General features: G+C 29.6%; 19 protein-coding genes. 3 read left to right on the top strand and 16 right to left on the bottom strand.

Translation table 11 applies throughout. The annotated features are described in order from the left end of the window. Window positions 1–30: 30 nt before the first annotated feature. The 6 genes from BET03_RS09325 to BET03_RS09300 form a co-directional block, all read right to left on the bottom strand. On the bottom strand, window positions 31–405 hold the full coding sequence (locus BET03_RS09325) for a hypothetical protein (RefSeq protein WP_120169653.1): 375 nt from the start codon (window positions 403–405) through the stop codon (window positions 31–33). A gap of 69 nt (window positions 406–474) precedes the next feature. Further along, the gene (locus BET03_RS09320; RefSeq protein ID WP_120169651.1) at window positions 475–2,214 is read right to left on the bottom strand and encodes an ABC transporter ATP-binding protein; all 1,740 of its coding nucleotides are present in this window, start codon (window positions 2,212–2,214) and stop codon (window positions 475–477) included. 165 nt (window positions 2,215–2,379) lie between these two features. Next, the gene (locus tag BET03_RS09315; RefSeq protein ID WP_120169649.1) at window positions 2,380–3,513 is read right to left on the bottom strand and encodes an ABC transporter permease; all 1,134 of its coding nucleotides are present in this window, start codon (window positions 3,511–3,513) and stop codon (window positions 2,380–2,382) included. Continuing rightward, window positions 3,510–4,313 (bottom strand): ABC transporter ATP-binding protein, encoded by an 804-nt coding sequence (locus BET03_RS09310; protein WP_120169647.1) that lies wholly within the window; start codon window positions 4,311–4,313, stop codon window positions 3,510–3,512. The genes BET03_RS09315 and BET03_RS09310 overlap by 4 nt, the downstream gene beginning before the upstream one ends. After that, the gene (locus BET03_RS09305; protein ID WP_120169645.1) at window positions 4,313–5,323 is read right to left on the bottom strand and encodes an HlyD family secretion protein; all 1,011 of its coding nucleotides are present in this window, start codon (window positions 5,321–5,323) and stop codon (window positions 4,313–4,315) included. Before BET03_RS09305 ends, BET03_RS09310 begins: the two co-directional genes overlap by 1 nt. A 23-nt stretch (window positions 5,324–5,346) precedes the next feature. After that, the gene (locus BET03_RS09300; RefSeq protein ID WP_120169643.1) at window positions 5,347–5,970 is read right to left on the bottom strand and encodes a TetR/AcrR family transcriptional regulator; all 624 of its coding nucleotides are present in this window, start codon (window positions 5,968–5,970) and stop codon (window positions 5,347–5,349) included. 240 nt (window positions 5,971–6,210) lie between these two features. Here BET03_RS09300 and BET03_RS09295 point away from each other — a divergent pair, with 240 nt between their 5' ends. Both BET03_RS09295 and glgP read left to right on the top strand, forming a co-directional pair. Then, window positions 6,211–8,514 (top strand): glycoside hydrolase family 65 protein, encoded by a 2,304-nt coding sequence (locus BET03_RS09295; RefSeq protein WP_120169641.1) that lies wholly within the window; start codon window positions 6,211–6,213, stop codon window positions 8,512–8,514. Between the two features lie 23 nt (window positions 8,515–8,537). Next, a complete protein-coding gene (glgP, locus tag BET03_RS09290) occupies window positions 8,538–10,154 on the top strand; it encodes an alpha-glucan family phosphorylase (RefSeq protein WP_279230376.1) in 1,617 nt (538 codons plus the stop codon). 57 nt (window positions 10,155–10,211) lie between these two features. On the opposite strand, the gene BET03_RS09285 is transcribed toward glgP, so the two are convergent. Genes BET03_RS09285 through BET03_RS09275 form a run of 3 tightly spaced genes read right to left on the bottom strand, consistent with a single transcriptional unit; the run spans window position 10,212 to window position 12,645 of the window. Then, the gene (locus tag BET03_RS09285) at window positions 10,212–11,000 is read right to left on the bottom strand and encodes an ABC transporter permease (protein WP_120169639.1); all 789 of its coding nucleotides are present in this window, start codon (window positions 10,998–11,000) and stop codon (window positions 10,212–10,214) included. Continuing rightward, window positions 11,000–11,737: an ABC transporter ATP-binding protein gene (locus tag BET03_RS09280; protein WP_120169637.1), complete on the bottom strand. Its 738-nt coding sequence runs from the start codon at window positions 11,735–11,737 to the stop codon at window positions 11,000–11,002. The genes BET03_RS09285 and BET03_RS09280 overlap by 1 nt, the downstream gene beginning before the upstream one ends. Beyond that, entirely contained in the window at window positions 11,737–12,645 is a 909-nt protein-coding gene (locus tag BET03_RS09275) for an ABC transporter substrate-binding protein (protein WP_120169635.1), read from the bottom strand. Before BET03_RS09275 ends, BET03_RS09280 begins: the two co-directional genes overlap by 1 nt. Window positions 12,646–12,846: 201 nt before the next feature. Between BET03_RS09275 and BET03_RS09270 the strand changes: the two genes are divergently transcribed. Further along, window positions 12,847–13,782, top strand: coding sequence for a prenyltransferase (locus tag BET03_RS09270; protein WP_120169633.1), 936 nt, complete (start codon window positions 12,847–12,849; stop codon window positions 13,780–13,782). Window positions 13,783–13,961: 179 nt separating this feature from the next. Here BET03_RS09270 and BET03_RS09265 read toward each other — a convergent pair whose 3' ends face one another. The 7 genes from BET03_RS09265 to BET03_RS09240 form a co-directional block, all read right to left on the bottom strand. Beyond that, window positions 13,962–14,405: a hypothetical protein gene (locus BET03_RS09265; protein ID WP_120169631.1), complete on the bottom strand. Its 444-nt coding sequence runs from the start codon at window positions 14,403–14,405 to the stop codon at window positions 13,962–13,964. Between the two features lie 283 nt (window positions 14,406–14,688). Next, window positions 14,689–15,381, bottom strand: coding sequence for a cytochrome c biogenesis CcdA family protein (locus BET03_RS09260; protein ID WP_120169629.1), 693 nt, complete (start codon window positions 15,379–15,381; stop codon window positions 14,689–14,691). Window positions 15,382–15,752: 371 nt separating this feature from the next. Beyond that, on the bottom strand, window positions 15,753–16,112 hold the full coding sequence (locus BET03_RS09255) for a hypothetical protein (RefSeq protein WP_120169627.1): 360 nt from the start codon (window positions 16,110–16,112) through the stop codon (window positions 15,753–15,755). A 28-nt stretch (window positions 16,113–16,140) separates the two neighbouring features. Further along, window positions 16,141–16,353, bottom strand: a complete 213-nt coding sequence (locus tag BET03_RS14070) for a double zinc ribbon domain-containing protein (RefSeq protein ID WP_423246979.1) — start codon at window positions 16,351–16,353, stop codon at window positions 16,141–16,143. A 133-nt stretch (window positions 16,354–16,486) separates the two neighbouring features. Further along, the gene (locus tag BET03_RS13965; RefSeq protein WP_279230375.1) at window positions 16,487–16,609 is read right to left on the bottom strand and encodes an LDCC motif putative metal-binding protein; all 123 of its coding nucleotides are present in this window, start codon (window positions 16,607–16,609) and stop codon (window positions 16,487–16,489) included. Window positions 16,610–17,013: 404 nt separating this feature from the next. Then, window positions 17,014–18,372 (bottom strand): sigma-54-dependent transcriptional regulator, encoded by a 1,359-nt coding sequence (locus BET03_RS09245; protein ID WP_120169625.1) that lies wholly within the window; start codon window positions 18,370–18,372, stop codon window positions 17,014–17,016. 5 nt (window positions 18,373–18,377) lie between these two features. After that, window positions 18,378–19,778: an ATP-binding protein gene (locus BET03_RS09240; protein WP_120169623.1), complete on the bottom strand. Its 1,401-nt coding sequence runs from the start codon at window positions 19,776–19,778 to the stop codon at window positions 18,378–18,380. Window positions 19,779–19,791 lie beyond the last annotated feature (13 nt).

The raw sequence follows: 19,791 nt of genomic DNA, 5'->3' as shown, positions 1-19,791 counted from the left end.
AATTTATGCCCACCTTTTGTGGGCATATTTTTAATAGTAATCATATCCTGGATAATCATATAAGTAACCATATGGATAGCCTGGATATCCTCTATAGTATCCATAGGGATATCTTCTCCTTCTTAATAGCTCTTGTATAAGTAGTACACCTATTAAATCTCTAAATATTCTTCTTCTACCAAAAAATGGTCTTTGCTGTGATCTAGGGCGTCTTCTTTCACCTGGATCATTGTCAATTTCTGGATACTCTTCAATCATTTCATCATATACTTCATTAACCATTGTATCTAATTGTTCTCTATTGGGATATGGATACATATCAGGATTACCTGGGTAATTATGTCTATCTACACATGATCTAACTCTAGGATAAACATCATAGTACAATTGTGGATATTCTAACATCTTTATCCCCCTTTCATATAATTCCCTACAATATCATCTTATGAAAGAGGGAGGATTTTGACACAAAAATTAATCTATTTCATCAGGAATATATCCTTTAAATTGGGCTTTATACAGTTTTGCATATAATCCATCTTCCTCAATTAATTTTTCATGGTTACCCCTTTCAATTATACCCTTATTACTTAATACAACAATTTCATCTGCATTTTTAACTGTAGATAGCCTATGGGCGATTACAATAGTTGTTCTACCCTTAGAAAGCCTTTCTAGAGCCTTTTGAATCTTAATTTCTGTTTCATTATCTAAGGCTGACGTTGCTTCATCTAGTATTAAAATAGGTGGATTTTTTAGAAAAACCCTTGCTATAGAAATTCTTTGTTTTTGACCACCGGATAATTTTATTCCCTTTTCACCAATATATGTATCATATCCATTTGGAAGACTCATTATAAAATCATGTATATCTGCATTTTTAGCAGCTTCAATAATTTCCTCATCTGTAGCATTAGGATTTCCATATAAAATATTTTCTTTAACAGTTCCAGTAAATAAAAATACATCCTGTTGGACCAATCCTACATTTTTTCTCAATGATTTAATAGTAATATCTTTAATATTTATGTCATCTATTGTAATTTCTCCTTCATCTACCTCATAAAATCTTGGTAGTAAATGACATAAGGTAGTCTTTCCAGCTCCGGAAGGTCCAACTAAGGCCAATGTTTTTCCTTCCTCTACAGTAAGATTAATATTTGATAAAACAGTATTTTTATCATCCTTATAGCTGAAAGAAACATTCTTAAATTCAATTCTACCCTTTACATCCTTTAGGTCTACTGCATCTTTCTTATCTACTATTCTAGGTTTTATACTCATTATTTCACAAAATCTTTCAAAACCTGTCATACCAGCCTGATACTGTTGAGCAAAGAAGGTAAGTCTTCTAATAGGCTGCATAAAAAAGTTTACATATAAAATATATGCCAATAATTCTCCTACCTTTATAACATTCTTATATACAAAATATCCTCCCAAGCCTAGTACAACTACATTTAGTATATTTAGTAAAAAATGAACCCCTGTAAAAAATTCTGCCATAGATTTAAATGCAAATTCCCTAGCATTTTTAAACTCCCTATTTCCCTCATCAAATTTCTGTCTCTCATATATTTCATTTGTAAAGGATTTTGCTACCCTTATTCCAGATATACTGTTTTCCACCTGTGCATTTACCTTTGCAATCTTCTTTCTTACACTTCTAAATGCCTTATGCATTTTTCTATTCTTCTTTATTGCAAACCATATAATTATAGGCACAAAGGCAAATATTACTAGAGTAAGTCTCCATTCAATTCTTATTAGTATTAAAAAGGAACCTACTAACATAATAGAGGATAAAAAGATATCTTCTGGTCCATGGTGAGCAAGCTCAGATATATCTCTAAGGTCATTTACTATCCTAGACATTATGTATCCAGTTTTAGTGTTGTCAAAATAATGTACATCAAGTGTTTGTAAATGTGTGAATAAATCCCTTCTCATGTCATATTCCATTCTGGTTCCCATAACATGTCCCCAGTAATCAACTACATAATTAAATATAGCCCTTAAAATATATAAAATTACTAAAACTACTATAAAAATATAAAGGGTTCTAATCTTTCCACTTGGTATTACATTATCTACAACTTCCCTTGACATTATAGGAAATACTAAATCAAAGGCTGCTATAAAAAAGGCACAAATTATATCTATTATAAAAAGCTTTGAATGCTTTTTATAATATGAAATAAATTTACTGAGCATGGAATTCCCCCTTTAAATACCACTATAACCTGAAAAATATTTCGACACACGAATATTATATCTTATTATGGAATAATGTTCAATCATTTCAAAAAGTTTTCTTTTTTATGAAACTAAATAAAGGCACATCAAAATGTGCCTCTTTTAATTTCAATTTTATATTATCTAATCTAATTTTTTCTTAAACCTTATTGAGGCTATAGTAAGCAATAATGTTCCCATAATTATAAGAATTATTATCTCTTTCAATAAATAATCTATACCTATTCCCTTTAGGATAATACCCCTTAATATTTCAAGAAAATATGTTAATGGTATTAGGTATCCTGCCTTTTGAATTATTAAGGGCATTGACTCCCTTGGAAAGATAAATCCAGAAAGTAAGACACTTGGAAGAATAATCATTATTGTCATCTGCATTGCCTGAAGTTGGTTACTAGCAACAGTAGATATAAGCATACCTATTGCAAGGGCACAGATAACAAAACCAAAACCTAATAATATTAAAAGTAATATATTTCCCCTTATGGGAACATTAAACCAATATGTTCCTAAAAATAATGCTATGAGAAAGTCTACTGAACCTATAACTATATATGGTATCATTTTTCCTATTATAAGCTCCACTGATCTAATAGGAGTTACTATTAACTGTTCTATTGTACCCCTTTCCTTTTCCCTAACTAATGCAAATGCCGTAAGCATTACAGTTACATTTTGCATAATAAGTCCTATAAGACCAGGAATAGTAAATTTATTACTCTCTAAGTTAGGGTTATACCATACCCTAGTTCTTACATCTATTTCTTGAATACCTTGTAGTATATTTCCCTTCTTATTTGCAATGCTTTCATGTTTTTTAATAGAGTACATTTTACCAGTTAAAACACCACTTTGCAGTGCAGTTCTAGCAATTGTAGGATCAGTTCCATCTACGATTAATTGAACCATAGGGGATTTCCCTCTTTTAAAATCCTTTGAAAAATTAGGTGGAATTATAAGTCCTGTTTTTACATTTCCCTTATCTAGAAGTCTTTCAATTTCTGATATATTATCTACATAAATTTTAGGTTGGAAATAATTAGAGCTTGCAAATTTTTGAATAAGCTCCCTACTTTCTAAAGTTTTATCCTGATCTAGAATAGCCATCTTAATATGTTCTACATCAGTATTTACAGCGTAACCAAATATTAATATAAAAACTAAGGGCATCATAATTGCTATACCAAGGCTTGATTTATCCCTTTTAATATGGATAAACTCTTTTTTGACTATTGTTATTAGTCTTCCAAAACTCATTTTTTTCTACCTTCTTTCCTGTTACAGATAAATCGCATGTCATTAAATGATGTTTTAACCTTCTGCCCTGTTTGTTCCTCAACATAACTTATAAAGACATCTTCTAAATTATTTGCATTTTTACTTTCTATAAGTTCCTCTGGTGTTCCCTTTGCTAAAATCTTACCTTTAAATATAAATGATACCTCATCACAGCTTTCAGCTTCATCCATATAATGGGTTGTAACAAGTATTGTAATACCTTGATTTGCCAGTTGATATATTAGTTCCCAAAAAATTCTTCTTGATACTGGGTCTACTCCAGCAGTTGGTTCATCAAGTATAAGTAATTTAGGTTTATGAATTAGGGCACAACCTAAGGCTAGTCTTTGCTTCCATCCCCCTGATAATTGCCCTGCTAACCTCTTTTCTTTTCCCTCTAAACCTGCCATTTTTATTAGTTCTGCTATTCTCTCTTTCTTTTCTCCTCTAGTTAATGAATATATACTAGCATAAAATGATAAATTTTCTAAAACAGTTAAATCTTCATATAGACTAAAACGTTGGGACATATATCCTATATTTTGCCTTATATCCTCAGCTTGGCTATAAAGGTCTAGTCCTAGTACTTCTCCTTTACCCTTTGTTGGAGTTAAAACTCCACAAATCATTCTTATGGTAGTAGATTTTCCAGCACCATTAGGTCCCAATAATCCATAAATTTGACCTTTTCTTATTTTTAGGTTTATTCCATCAACAGCAGTAAAATCATCAAACTTTTTTGTTAAATTCTCGGTTATGATTGAATATTCAGTTTTCATTACTTACCACCATCCAGTCTTACATCCACTAACATTCCAGGCTTTAAGACTCTTTTTTTGTCATTTATTTCTACCTTTACTTCAAATACCATTTCCTCTTTATTTTCTTTAGATTCAACATTTTTAGGAGTAAACTCAGCTTCATTAGAAATATATATAATTTTTCCCTTAATTTCTTCATCTTTTAAATGATTAGAATAAAGATTTAACTCATCTCCAAGTGATACCCTATGAAGATATTTTTCAGGTATATAAACCTTTACCCATAGGTTATCTAAATCTATAACACTTGCTATGTTGCCTCCCTTAGGTATGAGTTCACCCTTATTAAAATTTATATTTTCCACAGTCCCATTTATAGGAGACTTTATTTTTCCCTTAGATATTTGATACTCTAAAAGCTCTATTTGAGCTATAATACCTTCAACCTTTCCTTCAGCTGCCTTTATTTTTTGACCCCTTGGTCCCTTTAGTAGTAAATCTAGTCTTGATTTAGCAGAATAATAATTTTTCTCTGCACTCTTCATTTTTGTATAGGCTTCATCTACTAGGGCCTTAGCATCCTTTACCTGTTGTTCTGATGCACCATTTTCTTTATACATCTTTTCAATTTTTTCTAGCCTCTCTAATCTATACTCATAATTCTTTTTAGCTCCATCTAAAACTACTTTTGCATTTTCTAGGTTTGTCCTCGCTAAATCTATTTCTTCACTTCTTGTTCCCTCTTTTAGTTCTTCAAGCTGTGCTTTAGCAGACTTTAATTGAGCCTTAAGCTGTTTTAACTGTATTTCTAGACTTGTTGTATCAATTTCTGCTATAGTAGTTCCCTTTTCTATATTCTGACCTTCTTTCACTAAAACCCTTTTAATAACTCCACCAATTTCAGAGGGAATATTTATTTCTTCAGCTTCAACAAAACCTGTATAAACAAGCTTTTTATTTTCTGTATTAGTACATCCACTTAAAATTAATATAGTCACAATAATTAAAAGTATTCCTTTCTTATTCATAAAAACACCTCCAAAGTGATAAATCAATCCCTTTTCTTTACCCCATTTAAAAATATATCTATTACTGTTTCAATTTCTTTTTCAAAATCATTCGTTGTACTTACTTCAGGTAAAAACTGTTTTTGAATAAGCATAATAAAAACCATTCCCATAAATGACCTTGCAGCAATAAGTAGGTCAATATCCTTTAAATCACCCATTTCTTGTCTTTCACCAAATATCTCCTTACCTAGATTTACAGCCTTTTTTGCTATTTTATCAACAAACATTTTTCTTACATCTTCATGAAACTGCATTTCATAAAAAACTACTTTAGCAAGATTAAAATAATTATTAAAAATTTTAACCCTGTCTAATACTATAGCCTTTAGAAACTCTTCAAGTGATTTTTCTTTATTTTCTTCTACCACCTTTTTAAGTGATGATAAAGCTATTATCTCACCGAAAGTATCTATAGCTTCTAAAACTATTTCATGGAGTAAATCCTTTTTCTTCGGGAAATACCTAAAGATTGTCCCCTCAGCTACACCAGCTTTTTTAGCAATTTCACTTGTTCTTGCAGCCGAATATCCTTTCTCAGAAAAAATTTCAATGGCTGCCTTTAAAATACGCTCCTTTGTTTTTTGTGCTTTCTTGCTCGGTCCCATAATTTCACCTCCAGGGATAATTGAGTGATTACTCACTTTTTATTGTAATACTTCTGGAAGAAAAAATCAAATTTTTCATTAAATTTCTAGTTGTTATCAAAATTTTCAAACTTTTCTGTTATAATATAAGAAAAGAGTTAATATTTTTTGTATATAATTATTTTTATTTTATTAGTTGTGCAACCGTTTGCATTCATGTTGTATTAAATAATATCAAATATTTATAAGGTAGGTGTTACTATGAAACAGTATTTTAAAGTTGATGAATGGAACATTATCGAAGAAGGCCTTCATCCAGAAGATAATCGTATTTATGAAAGTGTTATGAGTTTAGGTAATGGTCATATGGGAATTAGGGGAAATTTTGAAGAAAGCTATTCAGGTAACTCCCTTCAAGGAACATATATTGCAGGAGTTTATTATCCAGATAAAACAAAGGTTGGATGGTGGAAGGTAGGCTATCCAGAATACTATGCAAAGGTCATAAATGCAACAAATTTTATTGGAATCGATCTTTATATAAATGGTGAGAAGGTAGACCTTGCTAAAACAAAGGTTAAAGATTTTAAACGTATCCTTAATATGAAGCATGGATACCTTTTACGTACCTTTACTATTATTGACTCTAAAAATCGTGAAACGAAAATTGAAGTAAAGAGATTTTTAAGTATTGCAGATAAGGAGATTGCAGCTATATCCTATAGTGTTACCCCTATAGGACATGATGCAAAAGTTACCTTTATTCCCTATCTAGATGGTTATGTATCTAATGAAGATTCTAATTATAATGAAAAATTTTGGGTAGAAATAGATAAATGGGTAGAAAAATATAAAGGATATTTAACTGTTAAAACTAAAAAGCTTAATTTTTATGTCTCAACTGCAATGAAATATTCTGTAATACAAGATGATAAAACTGAAGTTGATGTTGAAACTATTGAAAAGAAAAAATATGTAGGTAATAAAATAACCCTTATAGCTAAAAAAGATAAAACAACTACCCTTTATAAATATATTTCTGTAACAACTAATAGGGATTATCCAACTGATAAAATTAAGGATAAGGCATTAGAGAAAGTAGAAAATGCCTACAATAAAGGGTTTGAAAAATTATTCCATGAACATTCTAAAGCATGGGATAAACTATGGGAAGAGAGCGATATAGTAATTGAAGGTGATACTAAAGCCCAGCAAGGCATAAGATTTAATATATTCCAATTAAACCAAACTTACTTAGGTGATGACCCAAGGCTCAATATTGGACCAAAGGGATTTACCGGTGAAAAATATGGTGGTAGTACCTATTGGGATACAGAAGCTTTTTGTTTTAATTTCTATTTAAGTACACGTGGAGAACAAGTTGCAAAAAACCTTTTACTTTACAGATACAAACATCTAGAAAAAGCAAAGGAAAATGCTAAAAAACTTGGTATGAAGGGTGCCCTATACCCTATGGTAACCATGACTGGTGAAGAATGTCATAATGAATGGGAAATAACCTTTGAAGAAATACACAGAAATGCTGCTATTTCCTATGCTATTTTTAACTACGTAAGATATACAGGTGATAAGAATTATCTAGCAGATTATGGTTTTGAAGTATTAGTAGAAACTAGTAGATATTGGGCTGATAGAGTAACATATAATCCCCGTAAAGATAAATACATGATCCTTGGTGTAACTGGACCAAATGAATATGAAAATAATGTTAATAATAATTGGTATACTAACACAATGGCTTCATGGAATTTAGAATATACTTTAAAAGTAAAAGAATTGCTAGAGACAGAATATCCAGAAAAATACAATAAATTGGTTAATAAGCTTAATTTAACAGAAGAAGAACTTAATAAATGGAAAGATATTATAAATAAAATGTATTATCCATATGTTGAATCATTAGATGTTTTTGAACAACAGGATGGATATATGGATAAAGAATTAAAGGTTGTAGAAGATATTCCGAAGGATGAACTTCCCCTTAATCAAAACTGGTCTTGGGATAGGATTCTTCGTTCATGTTTCATAAAACAGGCAGATGTTATCCAAGGACTATACTTTTTAAGTGATAGATTCGATATAGAGACTAAAAAGAGAAACTTTGATTTCTATGAACCAAGGACTGTTCATGAATCTTCCCTATCACCTTGTGTTCATTCAGTTATAGCCTCTGAAATTGGTTATAAAGATAAAGCATATGAATTATACCTAAGAACTGCAAGACTAGACCTAGATAATATAAACAAGGATACTGATGATGGTCTTCACATAACAAGTATGGCTGGTACATGGATGGCAATAGTTGAAGGTTTCGGTGGAATGAAAGTAAAAAATAATACACTAAGCTTTAAGCCTTTTATACCAGATAACTGGAATAAATATTCCTTTAAAATCCTATTTAGGGGTCACCTGTTAAAAATTACGGTTACTAAAAAAGAAGTTATTATAAAACAAGAAAAAGGACAAAACTTTAATATAAGAGTTTATGATGAAAACTATTTACTTCCTAAAGACGGCAAAGTAATAGTAAAACTTAATAAGTAGATTAATTAAATGGGGGGATATATGTGAAAAAGTTAAAAAAACTTCCTAAGGTGGCATACTTCTGCATGGAGTATGGCCTAGAATCTTCCTTTAAAATCTATGCTGGTGGTCTTGGAATTTTAGCTGGTGACTACCTTAAAGGAGCTAAAGACTATGACTATCCTATAGTTGGTATTGGAATTAAATGGAGACAAGGCTATACAGACCAATTAATCGGAAATGATGGAAAGCCATATGATACCTATCGGAATTATGATTATGATTTTTTAGAAGACACAGGTATTAAAGTACCAGTAAAAATTCGCCAAAGGGATGTAATGTGTAAAGTTTGGAAAGTTGATAAGTTTGGAAATAACCAATTATATCTACTTGATACAGACATACCTGAAAATGAAGATACAGGTATTACAAGTAATCTTTATGGTGGCTTTGGTGAAGATAGGGTTGCTCAAGAAATGGTTCTAGGAATTGGAGGTATAAGAGCATTAAGGGCATTGGGAATAGATATTGACGTATATCACTTTAATGAAGGCCATGCTGTATTTGCTGGCTTTGAACTTATAAGAGAAAAAATGTATAATGGAATGTCTTTTGAAGAGGCATTTGAAAAAACTAAGAAAGAAATAGTCTTTACTACCCATACCCCGGTTGTTGAAGGTAATGAATCCCACTATTTGGATAGACTTATGTATATGGGTGCAAATAATGGTCTAACTTTAGAACAAATGATTAAAATAGGTGGTTCTCCATTTAATATGACAGTTGCAGGTCTTAGACTTTCTAGAGTATCAAATGCTGTTTCTAAACTTCATTGTGATACAGCAAATAAGATGTGGAAACATGTAGATGAAAGATCAGATATTATTGGTATAACAAATGGTGTGCATCTACCAACTTGGGTAGATGAAAAGATGATTGAGGCTGCAGAAAAGGGCGAGAATATATGGGAAACACACTGTAGAAATAAGAATGAACTAATTGAATTTGTAAGAGAAAAAACTGGTGTTAGATTAGAGCCTAATAAGTTATTAATAGGCTTTGCAAGGAGGGCTGCTCCATATAAAAGAGGGGATTTTATATTTAAAAATAAGGAAATAATTACTCCTCTATTAGAAGAAAGAAAAATTCAAATTATATTCTCTGGTAAGGCCCATCCACTAGATGATGTAGGGAAAACAATAGTCCAAAACATAGTAAAAATGTCTAAAAAGTACCCTAAGTCAGTAGTATTCTTAGAAAACTACGATATGAATATAGGTAAAATGCTTACTAGAGGTTGTGATGTATGGCTTAATAATCCTAGAAGACCAAAGGAAGCAAGTGGTACTTCAGGTATGAAGGCTGCAATGAATGGTGTATTAAACCTAAGTATATTAGATGGTTGGTGGCCTGAAGCCTGTGAACATGGAGTAAATGGTTGGCAGTTTGGTGATGGTTTCCAAACCAAAAATGTAGAAAAACAGGATTCTCATGATTTAAAGGCCCTTTATAATGTATTATTAAATGAAGTTATTCCAACATATTATGAGAATAGAGAAAAATGGGTAGAAATGATGAAAAACAGTATTTTAAGTACAAAGGATATGTTTAGCATAAAGAGAATGCTAGAAGAATATTATGAAAAAATGTATATCGACTAGCATTCGACATTATTTTCAACTTATGCAAATGGGGACGGTTCTGTTTTTCACCAGTTTTTACCATTTATCAGAAACAGATCCGTCCTTCACCTTTTCTAACACAATCCATTTACAAAGCCTTTTTTCCATAAAATCTATCAACTTAAATAATATTAGTCCAAGTAAGCTTACTGCTAAGATGCCTGCAAACATTTCAGTATAGCTTACTCTAGTCCATCTGTCTAAAATAAAATACCCTATCCCATAGTGTGTAGCAAAGTTTTCAGCAAAGAAAAGTACAGCAATACTAGTTCCTACACTTAATCTCAATGCTGTAAGGACCTTAGGTAAAACTGCTGGGAAAATCAAATGTCTATACATCTGTATCTTATTTGCACCTAAGGATTTAACAGAATAAAAAAGTTCTTTACTTAACCCTTTGATGGCATCCCTAGTTGTAACAAGTATTTGAAAAAAGATTATTCCAATAATAAGAACTATTTTTGAAGTATTCCCTATACCAAATAGAATCATAAACACAGGTAAAAAAGCAACTTTAGGAATTGGATATAAAAGATATATAATAGGTGAAACTAATTCATCATACTTTTCGTGCATTCCTAGAAATAAACCTAATGACACACCTAAAACTAAAGAAATAATAGTTGCAAAAGCAATTCTATAAATACTAACCCCTACATGAATTAGTAATTCTCCATTTTTTATTAGCTCTACAAATCTTTTAAAGGTTTCATAGGGACTTGGGATAATTGACGAATCTATAATTAAATCCAAAGTATACCATACCGCTAATATTACCATCATCCCATACAATGTACTATAATTTTTAGTCTTTATCCCTTTCATTATGTTTCATCCTTTTCCATAAGGTTCCTAACTTCTCTACATATCTTATAAAAATCAACTCTATTTCTAAACTCTTCATCTCCAAAATAGGGATTTTCTATTACCTTTTTAATCTTTCCTTCCCTTTTAGCCATAATAACTATTTTATGTCCTAAAAATACTGCCTCTTCAATATTATGGGTAACTATTACCATTGTCATTTTATTTTCCTTATATAACCTTAATAATAAGTCCTGAAGGCTTTCCCTTGATATTGCATCTAAAGAAGAAAAGGGCTCATCCATAAGTAATAAGTCAGGTTCAATTGTTAGAGTCCTAGCAATAGCTACCCTCTGCCTTTGTCCACCACTTAATTGGACTGGATATTTATCCTTTAAATCTTCTAAGTCTAATTTTTTTAATATATTAGTAACCTTTTTATTAATTGTTTCTCTATTAGCTTTCCTTATTTTTAATCCTAAAGCAACATTGTCCCATACAGTTTTCCAAGGAAGTAACCCATAATTTTGAAGAATAATACCTGTTGATTTCCTATTACCCTTAATCTTTTCACCATTTATCTTTATTAATCCACTAGATGGCTTTAGTATCCCAGCAACTGCATATAAAAGTGTAGTTTTACCACATCCTGAAGGTCCTATTATTGCACAACTTGAATACTTTTCAACATTTAGATTTAAATTATCTATAGCAATAAAATTGCCGTATCTAATATTTAAATCCTCAATTTCTATCATTATTCAACCAGCTTCCTCTCAATCATATCTTCATAGCTTACTTTTACCTCAATTTCTTGAACCTTTTCAACCCAATTAATTACCTTTTCCATATACTCCTTACTTGGAACCCTTGCCTTTTTATAGTCAGGTAAAACAATCTTATCTTTAATTACTGGCTTTAAATTTAGTTTATTTATTAATACTTCCCTTGCCACTGAATCATCCTTTGCAATATCTTCTACAGCCTTGTTATATGCTTTATAAAACCTTTTAATTGCCTCTTGTTTTTCAGAAATAGCCTTTCCTGTAAAAATCATAGCATCTGGTGTGTAACCGTCTTTACTTTCAAAAACTAGTTTCTTTAATCCATCTAATTCTCCCATTGATGCTAAAGGTTCTGGAATTACAGCCATATCAAGTTTACCCTTTTTAACCATTTCTAGCCTTGCAGGAATCTTTGGAATAAAAATCTTTTCTATTTCATACTTATCTCCTATAAACTCATCAGTTAAATAATTAGAAACACTTATTTCCATAAGTCCTACCTTTTTAACATCTTTCTTTTCATATCCTTCATTTGCTAAAATAGGAAAGCTTCCATCTGTACTAGATACAACCTTAACATCAAAACCATTATTAATATTATTAATAAAAGATATAAGGTCTGTCATAGCACCATCTAATTCCCCAGCTTGAAGGGCTGTTTGCCTATTAACCGCATTATTAAAAACTTGTATATCAACATTTAATCCTTCTTCCTCAAAATAACCCTTCTCTTGGGCTAAAAATATTGGTGCAGAATCAACGGCAGGCATTAATCCAATCTTTAAATTTAATTCCTTTTCTGATGCTTGATTTGTAGCACATCCTGCCAATAATGATACTAGTAAGAATAAAATAGAAAGTCTTTTTAATGCTTTCTTCATATAGATCATCCCCTTTTAGTTTTGTTAAAAATTTTCCAAAATAAGACTAACAATATTTTATATGGTTTTAGTATTTTTTGTCAATCTATAGAATGTTGTACTAATTACTGTAAATATTCTATAGTGCTTCTTGACATGAATATCTATTTATGAAAAAATTTATCTATAAACCGACATAAAATTTAATTTCGGAGGGTAAACATGGCCATAATTACAAAATCACAAGTTAAAAATTTAATAAATAAAAAAAATATTAAAGATGTTTTTATAGCAACCCGACCTCTATCTTTAACCTTAGCTATTTATTCAACAACCTTAGGAATTATTATAGCACATATGGATGGATATTTGTTTAAAACTGGTTCAGTTACAATGGATTTATGGAAGATTTTTTTAGTTACTATTGCTGGAATTCTAGTTCAAACTGCCACAAACTTAATTAATGACTTCTTTGAATGTGAATACAAGTATAGAGAACAAAGTAATGTAAAATATAAATTTTTAGGCAAAATGCGAACAAGATTTGACATATTTATATTTTTATTAGGAATAGCATGCTTTGGATTAACTGCACTTATAGGGATTTATCTAGTTTATATATCAAGTAGAAAATTATTATTAATAGGTATTATGGGAATTATAGGAGGCTATTCCTACACAGGTGAGCCTATTGTTTATAAAAGAAGGGGCCTAGGAACTGTATTATCTTTTATTTTAATGGGACCTTTGATGGTATATGGTAGTTATGTTGTTTTTTCAGATAGTTTTTCTTTAAGACCAATACTTTTAGGAATGCCAGTAAGTCTTTTAATACCTGTATTAATGCTAAGTAATGAGTTAAGGGATTATGAAAGAGATAAAAGGCTTAATATAAAAACCCTTACAGTAAGAATTGGTTTTATCAATGGAAAAAAACTCTATCTTAGCCTTATAATTTTGTCATACTTACTAGTTGCTATATATGTAATATTATCAATGCTTCCAATAATTTCACTTACAACCTTTATAACAATACCACTTGCAGTAAAAAGCTATAGAAAGATAAAAGAGGCAAAAAAGGGACTTGTCCCAATAACAAATAAATTACACTTAATATTTGGATTTATTTTAATAATAAGTATGATAATGTATACTTAAACTTAGATTCTATTTAATTATTCATTTTTTTTGATATTAAGCTTGCCTTTACATTTTCTAAAATCTCTAAACTATAGTATTGATAAATCTATAAATAAATCAATATATAAATAAAATAAAAAATGGACAGAGAGGTATTTTAATCCTCCTGTCCATTTTCTCTTAAAAATTATATGTTTTTACTTGTTTAACCGCCTTAGTATTTTTCTACTAATTATAAAAATTATAGGAAAGAGTACTATAAGCTGAATAACAGGTACTAATGCAATATTTGTGTTGGGGAATAGTGGCATTGTTTCCTCATTATATCCCCACCTATTATTATATAGTGCACTTATTTCAAAATAGAAACTTAAAAACAAAGCATATAATGTAGTAATTATATAGTCATGTCTATTCCACTTTTTCAAAATCCAATTAACATCTTTATTTACAAAAGCCAATAATCCATATAAAACTACACTCATCATCATGTCTCCAAATGTAGCACTAAACATTAACCTTGTATGGTTAGTTGATTCATCCATCGTATAGAATATATCACACTGTACATATTCCCAGATAAGCTGAAGTATAAAAGCTACAACTGCCACTACAACTACATTTTTAATAAAATTTTTCAAATAATTCCCCTCCAATGGAACTATAATAGAAGTTAAAGGTTACAAAATTTATAATTACTATCTTACTGGTTATATTTTATATTTTTTATTATATCTTTCCAATAATTTTAGACATTTATATTTGTTATGCTATATAAGATTTAATTATACAAAAAAAGCTAATAATATACTTTATTTTTAGGAGTTTTTTGATTCATTTTAAATATTAGACCAATTCATATATTGTAAATGATTACTACTTAAATATATATGGTACACACAGGGCATAAATCCCCTACTCTTATTAATGATTAGAACCTAAAGTTAACATTACTAATGCTAAAACTAAAAGAATAGCACCGAAAACTTTTTTTAGATAAAAACCAATAATACTTTTGTTCTGAATTTTTGTAAATAAAGTTGAAGAAACACCTGCAATGATAAATATTAAGCTATGTCCAATACCAAATAAAAAAATAGTTAGAAGGCTATATATAATACTATTTTTAAACAAGGTTATTGTCAAAATAGAAATAATAAATGGTAAGCTACATGGAGTAAATACTAAAGTAAACAAAATATATACCGGGGAAAAAATTTTTCTCTTTTTATATCCACCTATAAAATATATTTCTATTAATTTTCTATTTTTAAACAATCTAATTCCTAATAATTTAAAACCTAAAATAATATAAATGATTGAAGCTACTATATATGATAACTTCATTAAAATATGTAAAGAATGTCCGACTACATACATTATTAAACCTAAAATAGTAAGTATTATAGCAAAAAAAATAGAAAATCCAGCTGTCTTCAGTAATAATTTTCTTCTATCTTGTATATTTTCTTGTACAATATATCCTATGAACATTGGTACCATTGAAAGCATATGTGGATTAATTGAAGATATAAAACCTATTCCAAAAGCTAAGACAAAATTAAAGGGAGAGTTAACATCAATAATATTTTTTATAATGTGAATATATTGCTCCAATATATCACTCCTTTAGAAAATTAATCTAGTTATTTGATACTATATTTATATAATGCTTTTTCATAATATTACGACTTATGGACTTAAAAATAAAAAAAGAATGCCTAAATCGACATTCTTTTTTTATATAGGTTATTTTATTTTTGAAAAATCTACTTCTTTTATTAATACAATATAGCCTGCAATCATTGCTAGAGATATAAAAACCCCAAATAAATAAACTGAAATTCCACCTATATTAGACAGTACTTTTACTTAATTTTCTCCTTTCTAATATTGTTTAAAATTTAGTTAATGTAACAAATAGTTAATTAACCACTCGGTTTAATTAAACTTTTAAAACCCCTGTTGCTAACACAGGGGTTTTCCTTCTAGTGACACCCATCTAAATTATCATGATATTTTGGATGCATTTTTTCATGTACTTCTATCATATTGTCATATCCAAATTTTTGCATGAAAGTTATCATTTTGTTTATAGCTCCAGGGTCCTTCATTGAATTATGCATATCATACATATTTTTAACTCCTTCTTCTCCATTTTGGTTACCCAAATTTACACATTCTTCTACCATTTCTTTTATTTTTTCATCTTCAATTTTTTCTAACCTTTTGTTAATTCCTACAGGCAATACCTCTTCATTATTATCCAAACTTTTAGCTATAACTAAACCTGAAAATAGTAATGTTATAGTACATACTAAAACAATTATACTTACTTTTTTTCTCATTCTTTCATCTCCCTTATTTTTGTATTAACTAAAATCTTTTAACAAAGTTTTTATTACCTTCATATTTATAATTAACAATTTCTTTAAATTCCCCACAAAATGGACAGTATCTCCAATCTATTTCTATTAATTTATTACACCTTTGACATTTTTTCTTCAGTTGCTCATTACAAAAGGGACAATATAGTTCATCTTGACTAACTAATGTATAACAATTGGAACACTTTTCTTTATAAGAAATTTTTTTATCCCTTTTACACAGAAAAAAAATTATAATAATCAGAATTAAATATAAAAAAACATCATAATATACACTTCCTTAATAGAAGGTCTAAATGTATTTAGTGTAAAAGTCCAGATATAAAACTGGACTTCTATTTTTTACTGTTATTAGTATGATGTTTATTTAAGTCACAGCAATCCATTCTACCTGAACCAAAATTCTTTTTATTAGCTTTTTCTATCTTTTTTAATAGTTTTTGAAACCACTTTTTCATATAAAACCCTCCTAGATTCATTTTCTATAAATTTATAATTGCAAATAACATGCCAACTTACTAAAATGCTTAACAATTTCTCTAGATGAGTTATTACAAACATATGTCCACATGTGATAGATTCAACACATCTGCCAACTTATTCGACATTTTTCCCAACTTATGCAAACCGGGACGGTTCTATTTTTCACCAGTTATTTCCAAAACTGTATGCAAACCGGGACGGTTCTATTTTTCACCAGTTATTTCCAAAACTGAAAAAGAGAACCGTCCCGGTTTTTCACCTATTATTTCCATTTATAAATTCACATTGTAGGATATCACACAGTTAATTCATTTAATGTTTCTTTTCATACAAAAAAGGTGTTCCAAAAGGAACACCTTTAATCACTGCATTGTAATTTTTAATTAGTCTTTTTTATTCCATATTTGTCCATTCTATAAAGTAAGGTATGTCTAGTTATTCCTAGCATTTTAGCTGCTTTAGTTTGATTATAGTTTGTTTTCTTTAATGCCTGTAAAATTAAACTTTTTTCAACTTCTTCTAGTGAAATTCCCTCATCTGGTAATATAAAATTTTCTAATGAAGTAGCTGATGTTTTTCTTATTTCCTCAGGGAACATATCCTCTTTGATTTCATCTTCTGTAGATAATATAACGCACCTTTCAATGACATTCTGTAGTTCCCTTACATTTCCCTTCCATTCATAATTCTTTAATTTATCTAAAGCCCTAGGGCTAATACTCATCTTAGTCTTCCCCATTTGCTTACAGTACTTTTCAATAAAATGATTAACTAAAATGGGGATATCTTCTTTCCTTTCCCTTAGTGGAGGTATATATATAGGAATAACATTTAATCTATAGTATAAATCCTCTCTAAATTTCCCTTCTTCCACCATTTTCTTTAAATCTCTATTTGTTGCTGCTATTATTCTAATATCTACTTTTATAGTATCGGTACTACCTATTCTTTCAAATTCCTTTTCCTGAATAACCCTTAACAATTTTACTTGCATAGAAGGGCTTATTTCCCCTATTTCATCTAAAAATATTGTGCCATTATGGGCCATTTCAAACTTTCCAGGTTTACTCTTAGTTGCTCCTGTAAATGCTCCTTTTTCATATCCAAACAATTCACTTTCTAATAGGTTTTCCGGAAGAGCAGCACAATTTATCTTTATTAAAGGCCCATCCTTTCTATTACTATTATCATGGATTGCATCAGCTATAAGCTCCTTTCCTGTCCCACTTTCACCTAATATTAAAACAGTAGAATTTGTTAGAGCAACCCTTGAAACTATATCTAAGACCTCTTCCATTTTACTACTTTTATATTTTATATATCCTGTTTTTTCTTTAAGCTTATCTTTTAAATACTTTACCTCGTCGTTTAAGTTCTTATATTTAAGGGCTTTTCTTATTACTACCTTTAATTCTTCAATATCAAAGGGCTTTGAAATATAGTCTAAGGCCCCTATCTTCATAGCTTCTACTGCACTTTCTGCTGTACCATGGGCTGTAATCATTATTACTGGAGTATCAGGATTTTCTTTCTTTATTTTTCTTAATACTTCTATTCCATTCATTTTGGGCATCTTTAAATCTAATAAAACAAGATCTGGGCCTTCTTCTAAAAAAATATTAACAGCCTCTAATCCATTTTCAGCCGTAATAATGTCATAACCTACTTTTCTTAAAGCCTTCTTTAATGCCCACAACATATTTTTTTCATCATCTGCTATTAAAATCTTTCCTGCCATTTAGTTCACCTCTTTTTAATAGGTAAATATATATCTACAATTGTCCCCTTTCCTTTAGTGCTATCAACTGTTATATACCCTTTATGATCTTCAATTATTCTATTGCTTATTGATAAACCTAAACCAGTTCCTTCTTTCTTAGTAGTAAAAAATGGGTTGAATATCTTTTGGAGATGTTCTTTAGGTATTCCCTTTCCTGTATCAACAAACTTTATATTTACCCAACCATCTAAAATTTCTGAACTTATAGTGATTAATCCTCCCCTAGGCATTGCCTGTATTGAGTTTAAAATAATATTTATAAATACTTGTTTCATTTTCTCTTTATCTATATACAATATAATATCTCTTTCTAAATTCGTTTTTATCGAAACATCTTGTTTTTTAGAATACTTGTTAATTATAAGGACTACTTCTTCAATAATTTCATTTAAGGATGTGTCTTCTTTTACACTTTTTTTAGGTTTGGCAAAATCTAATAAGCTTTTAATTACCCTATTTGCCCTATCTATTTCCTTTTCTATAATGTCTAAACCTTCTTTTAAATCATTATCATCGGTTTCTTCTTTAAGAACTTGACTTGTCGTCTTTATTATACCTAATGGATTCCTTATTTCATGGGCTACCCCTGAAGCCAGTTCTCCCACTGCAGCAAGCCTATCTGCCCTAAGGGCTTGAGCCTCAAGATACTTTTCTTCTGATTTATCCTCTATAACCATTACCAACCCCTTAACCCTTCCTATTATATCAAACAATGGGAAAACTTTTAGTTCAAGATATAAAGTAGTTCCATTTATTTCAGGATTAAGGTGAATATTAGTAATAGGTTTCTTTTGCAGTTTCACTTGTTCTAAAATATCAATAATTTTTCCATCTTTTAAAATATTAGATATTTTTATTTTGTGGTTTTCATCTAAATCCAGTATCCTTTTACCTTCTCTATTAATAGATGTTATATATAGGTTATTGTCTAGTGATATCACTCCACTCTTTATACTGTCAACAATATTTCTTGTATAGTTCTGTAACCTAGTAATTTCAACCACCTTTCTTTCAAGAAGTTTTTGCTTTTTATAGTCTAGCTCTACTAACCTTCCAGTTATTGCGCCAATTGATATAAAAAGTATAATCTCAAGATATTGATTTATTGACCCTATATTTAAATTATTACCATAAAAAATTAGATGTGGAGCATATAATATACCTACTAATATGGAAGTTACTAGTCCCCCCTTTAATCTATACTTAAATGCAGAAAGGATTATGGGAATATAATAAAGCCTTCTGTAAAAAACATGTAATTCCCACTTTGACATAATAGTTGAATAATGAAGAAAAGTTATACAAGTAACTAAAATAGTAATTATCCAAAAGTATTTATCTTTAAAAATCTTTGTCTTTACCATAAAAATCACCTAA

The organism is Thermohalobacter berrensis, from assembly GCF_003609645.1.
Classification (GTDB): Bacteria; Bacillota; Clostridia; order Tissierellales; family Thermohalobacteraceae; genus Thermohalobacter; species Thermohalobacter berrensis.
This window is presented reverse-complemented; position numbering and strand designations above follow the sequence as displayed.

Coding starts and splice junctions, on each gene's coding strand:
- BET03_RS09325 (WP_120169653.1), bottom strand. CDS start 405: ATGTTAGAATATCCACAATTGTACTATGATGTTTATCCTAGAGTTAGA.
- BET03_RS09320 (WP_120169651.1), bottom strand. CDS start 2,214: ATGCTCAGTAAATTTATTTCATATTATAAAAAGCATTCAAAGCTTTTT.
- BET03_RS09315 (WP_120169649.1), bottom strand. CDS start 3,513: ATGAGTTTTGGAAGACTAATAACAATAGTCAAAAAAGAGTTTATCCAT.
- BET03_RS09310 (WP_120169647.1), bottom strand. CDS start 4,313: ATGAAAACTGAATATTCAATCATAACCGAGAATTTAACAAAAAAGTTT.
- BET03_RS09305 (WP_120169645.1), bottom strand. CDS start 5,323: ATGAATAAGAAAGGAATACTTTTAATTATTGTGACTATATTAATTTTA.
- BET03_RS09300 (WP_120169643.1), bottom strand. CDS start 5,970: ATGGGACCGAGCAAGAAAGCACAAAAAACAAAGGAGCGTATTTTAAAG.
- BET03_RS09295 (WP_120169641.1), top strand. CDS start 6,211: ATGAAACAGTATTTTAAAGTTGATGAATGGAACATTATCGAAGAAGGC.
- BET03_RS09285 (WP_120169639.1), bottom strand. CDS start 11,000: ATGAAAGGGATAAAGACTAAAAATTATAGTACATTGTATGGGATGATG.
- BET03_RS09280 (WP_120169637.1), bottom strand. CDS start 11,737: ATGATAGAAATTGAGGATTTAAATATTAGATACGGCAATTTTATTGCT.
- BET03_RS09275 (WP_120169635.1), bottom strand. CDS start 12,645: ATGAAGAAAGCATTAAAAAGACTTTCTATTTTATTCTTACTAGTATCA.
- BET03_RS09270 (WP_120169633.1), top strand. CDS start 12,847: ATGGCCATAATTACAAAATCACAAGTTAAAAATTTAATAAATAAAAAA.
- BET03_RS09255 (WP_120169627.1), bottom strand. CDS start 16,112: ATGAGAAAAAAAGTAAGTATAATTGTTTTAGTATGTACTATAACATTA.
- BET03_RS13965 (WP_279230375.1), bottom strand. CDS start 16,609: ATGAAAAAGTGGTTTCAAAAACTATTAAAAAAGATAGAAAAAGCTAAT.
- BET03_RS09245 (WP_120169625.1), bottom strand. CDS start 18,372: ATGGCAGGAAAGATTTTAATAGCAGATGATGAAAAAAATATGTTGTGG.
- BET03_RS09240 (WP_120169623.1), bottom strand. CDS start 19,778: ATGGTAAAGACAAAGATTTTTAAAGATAAATACTTTTGGATAATTACT.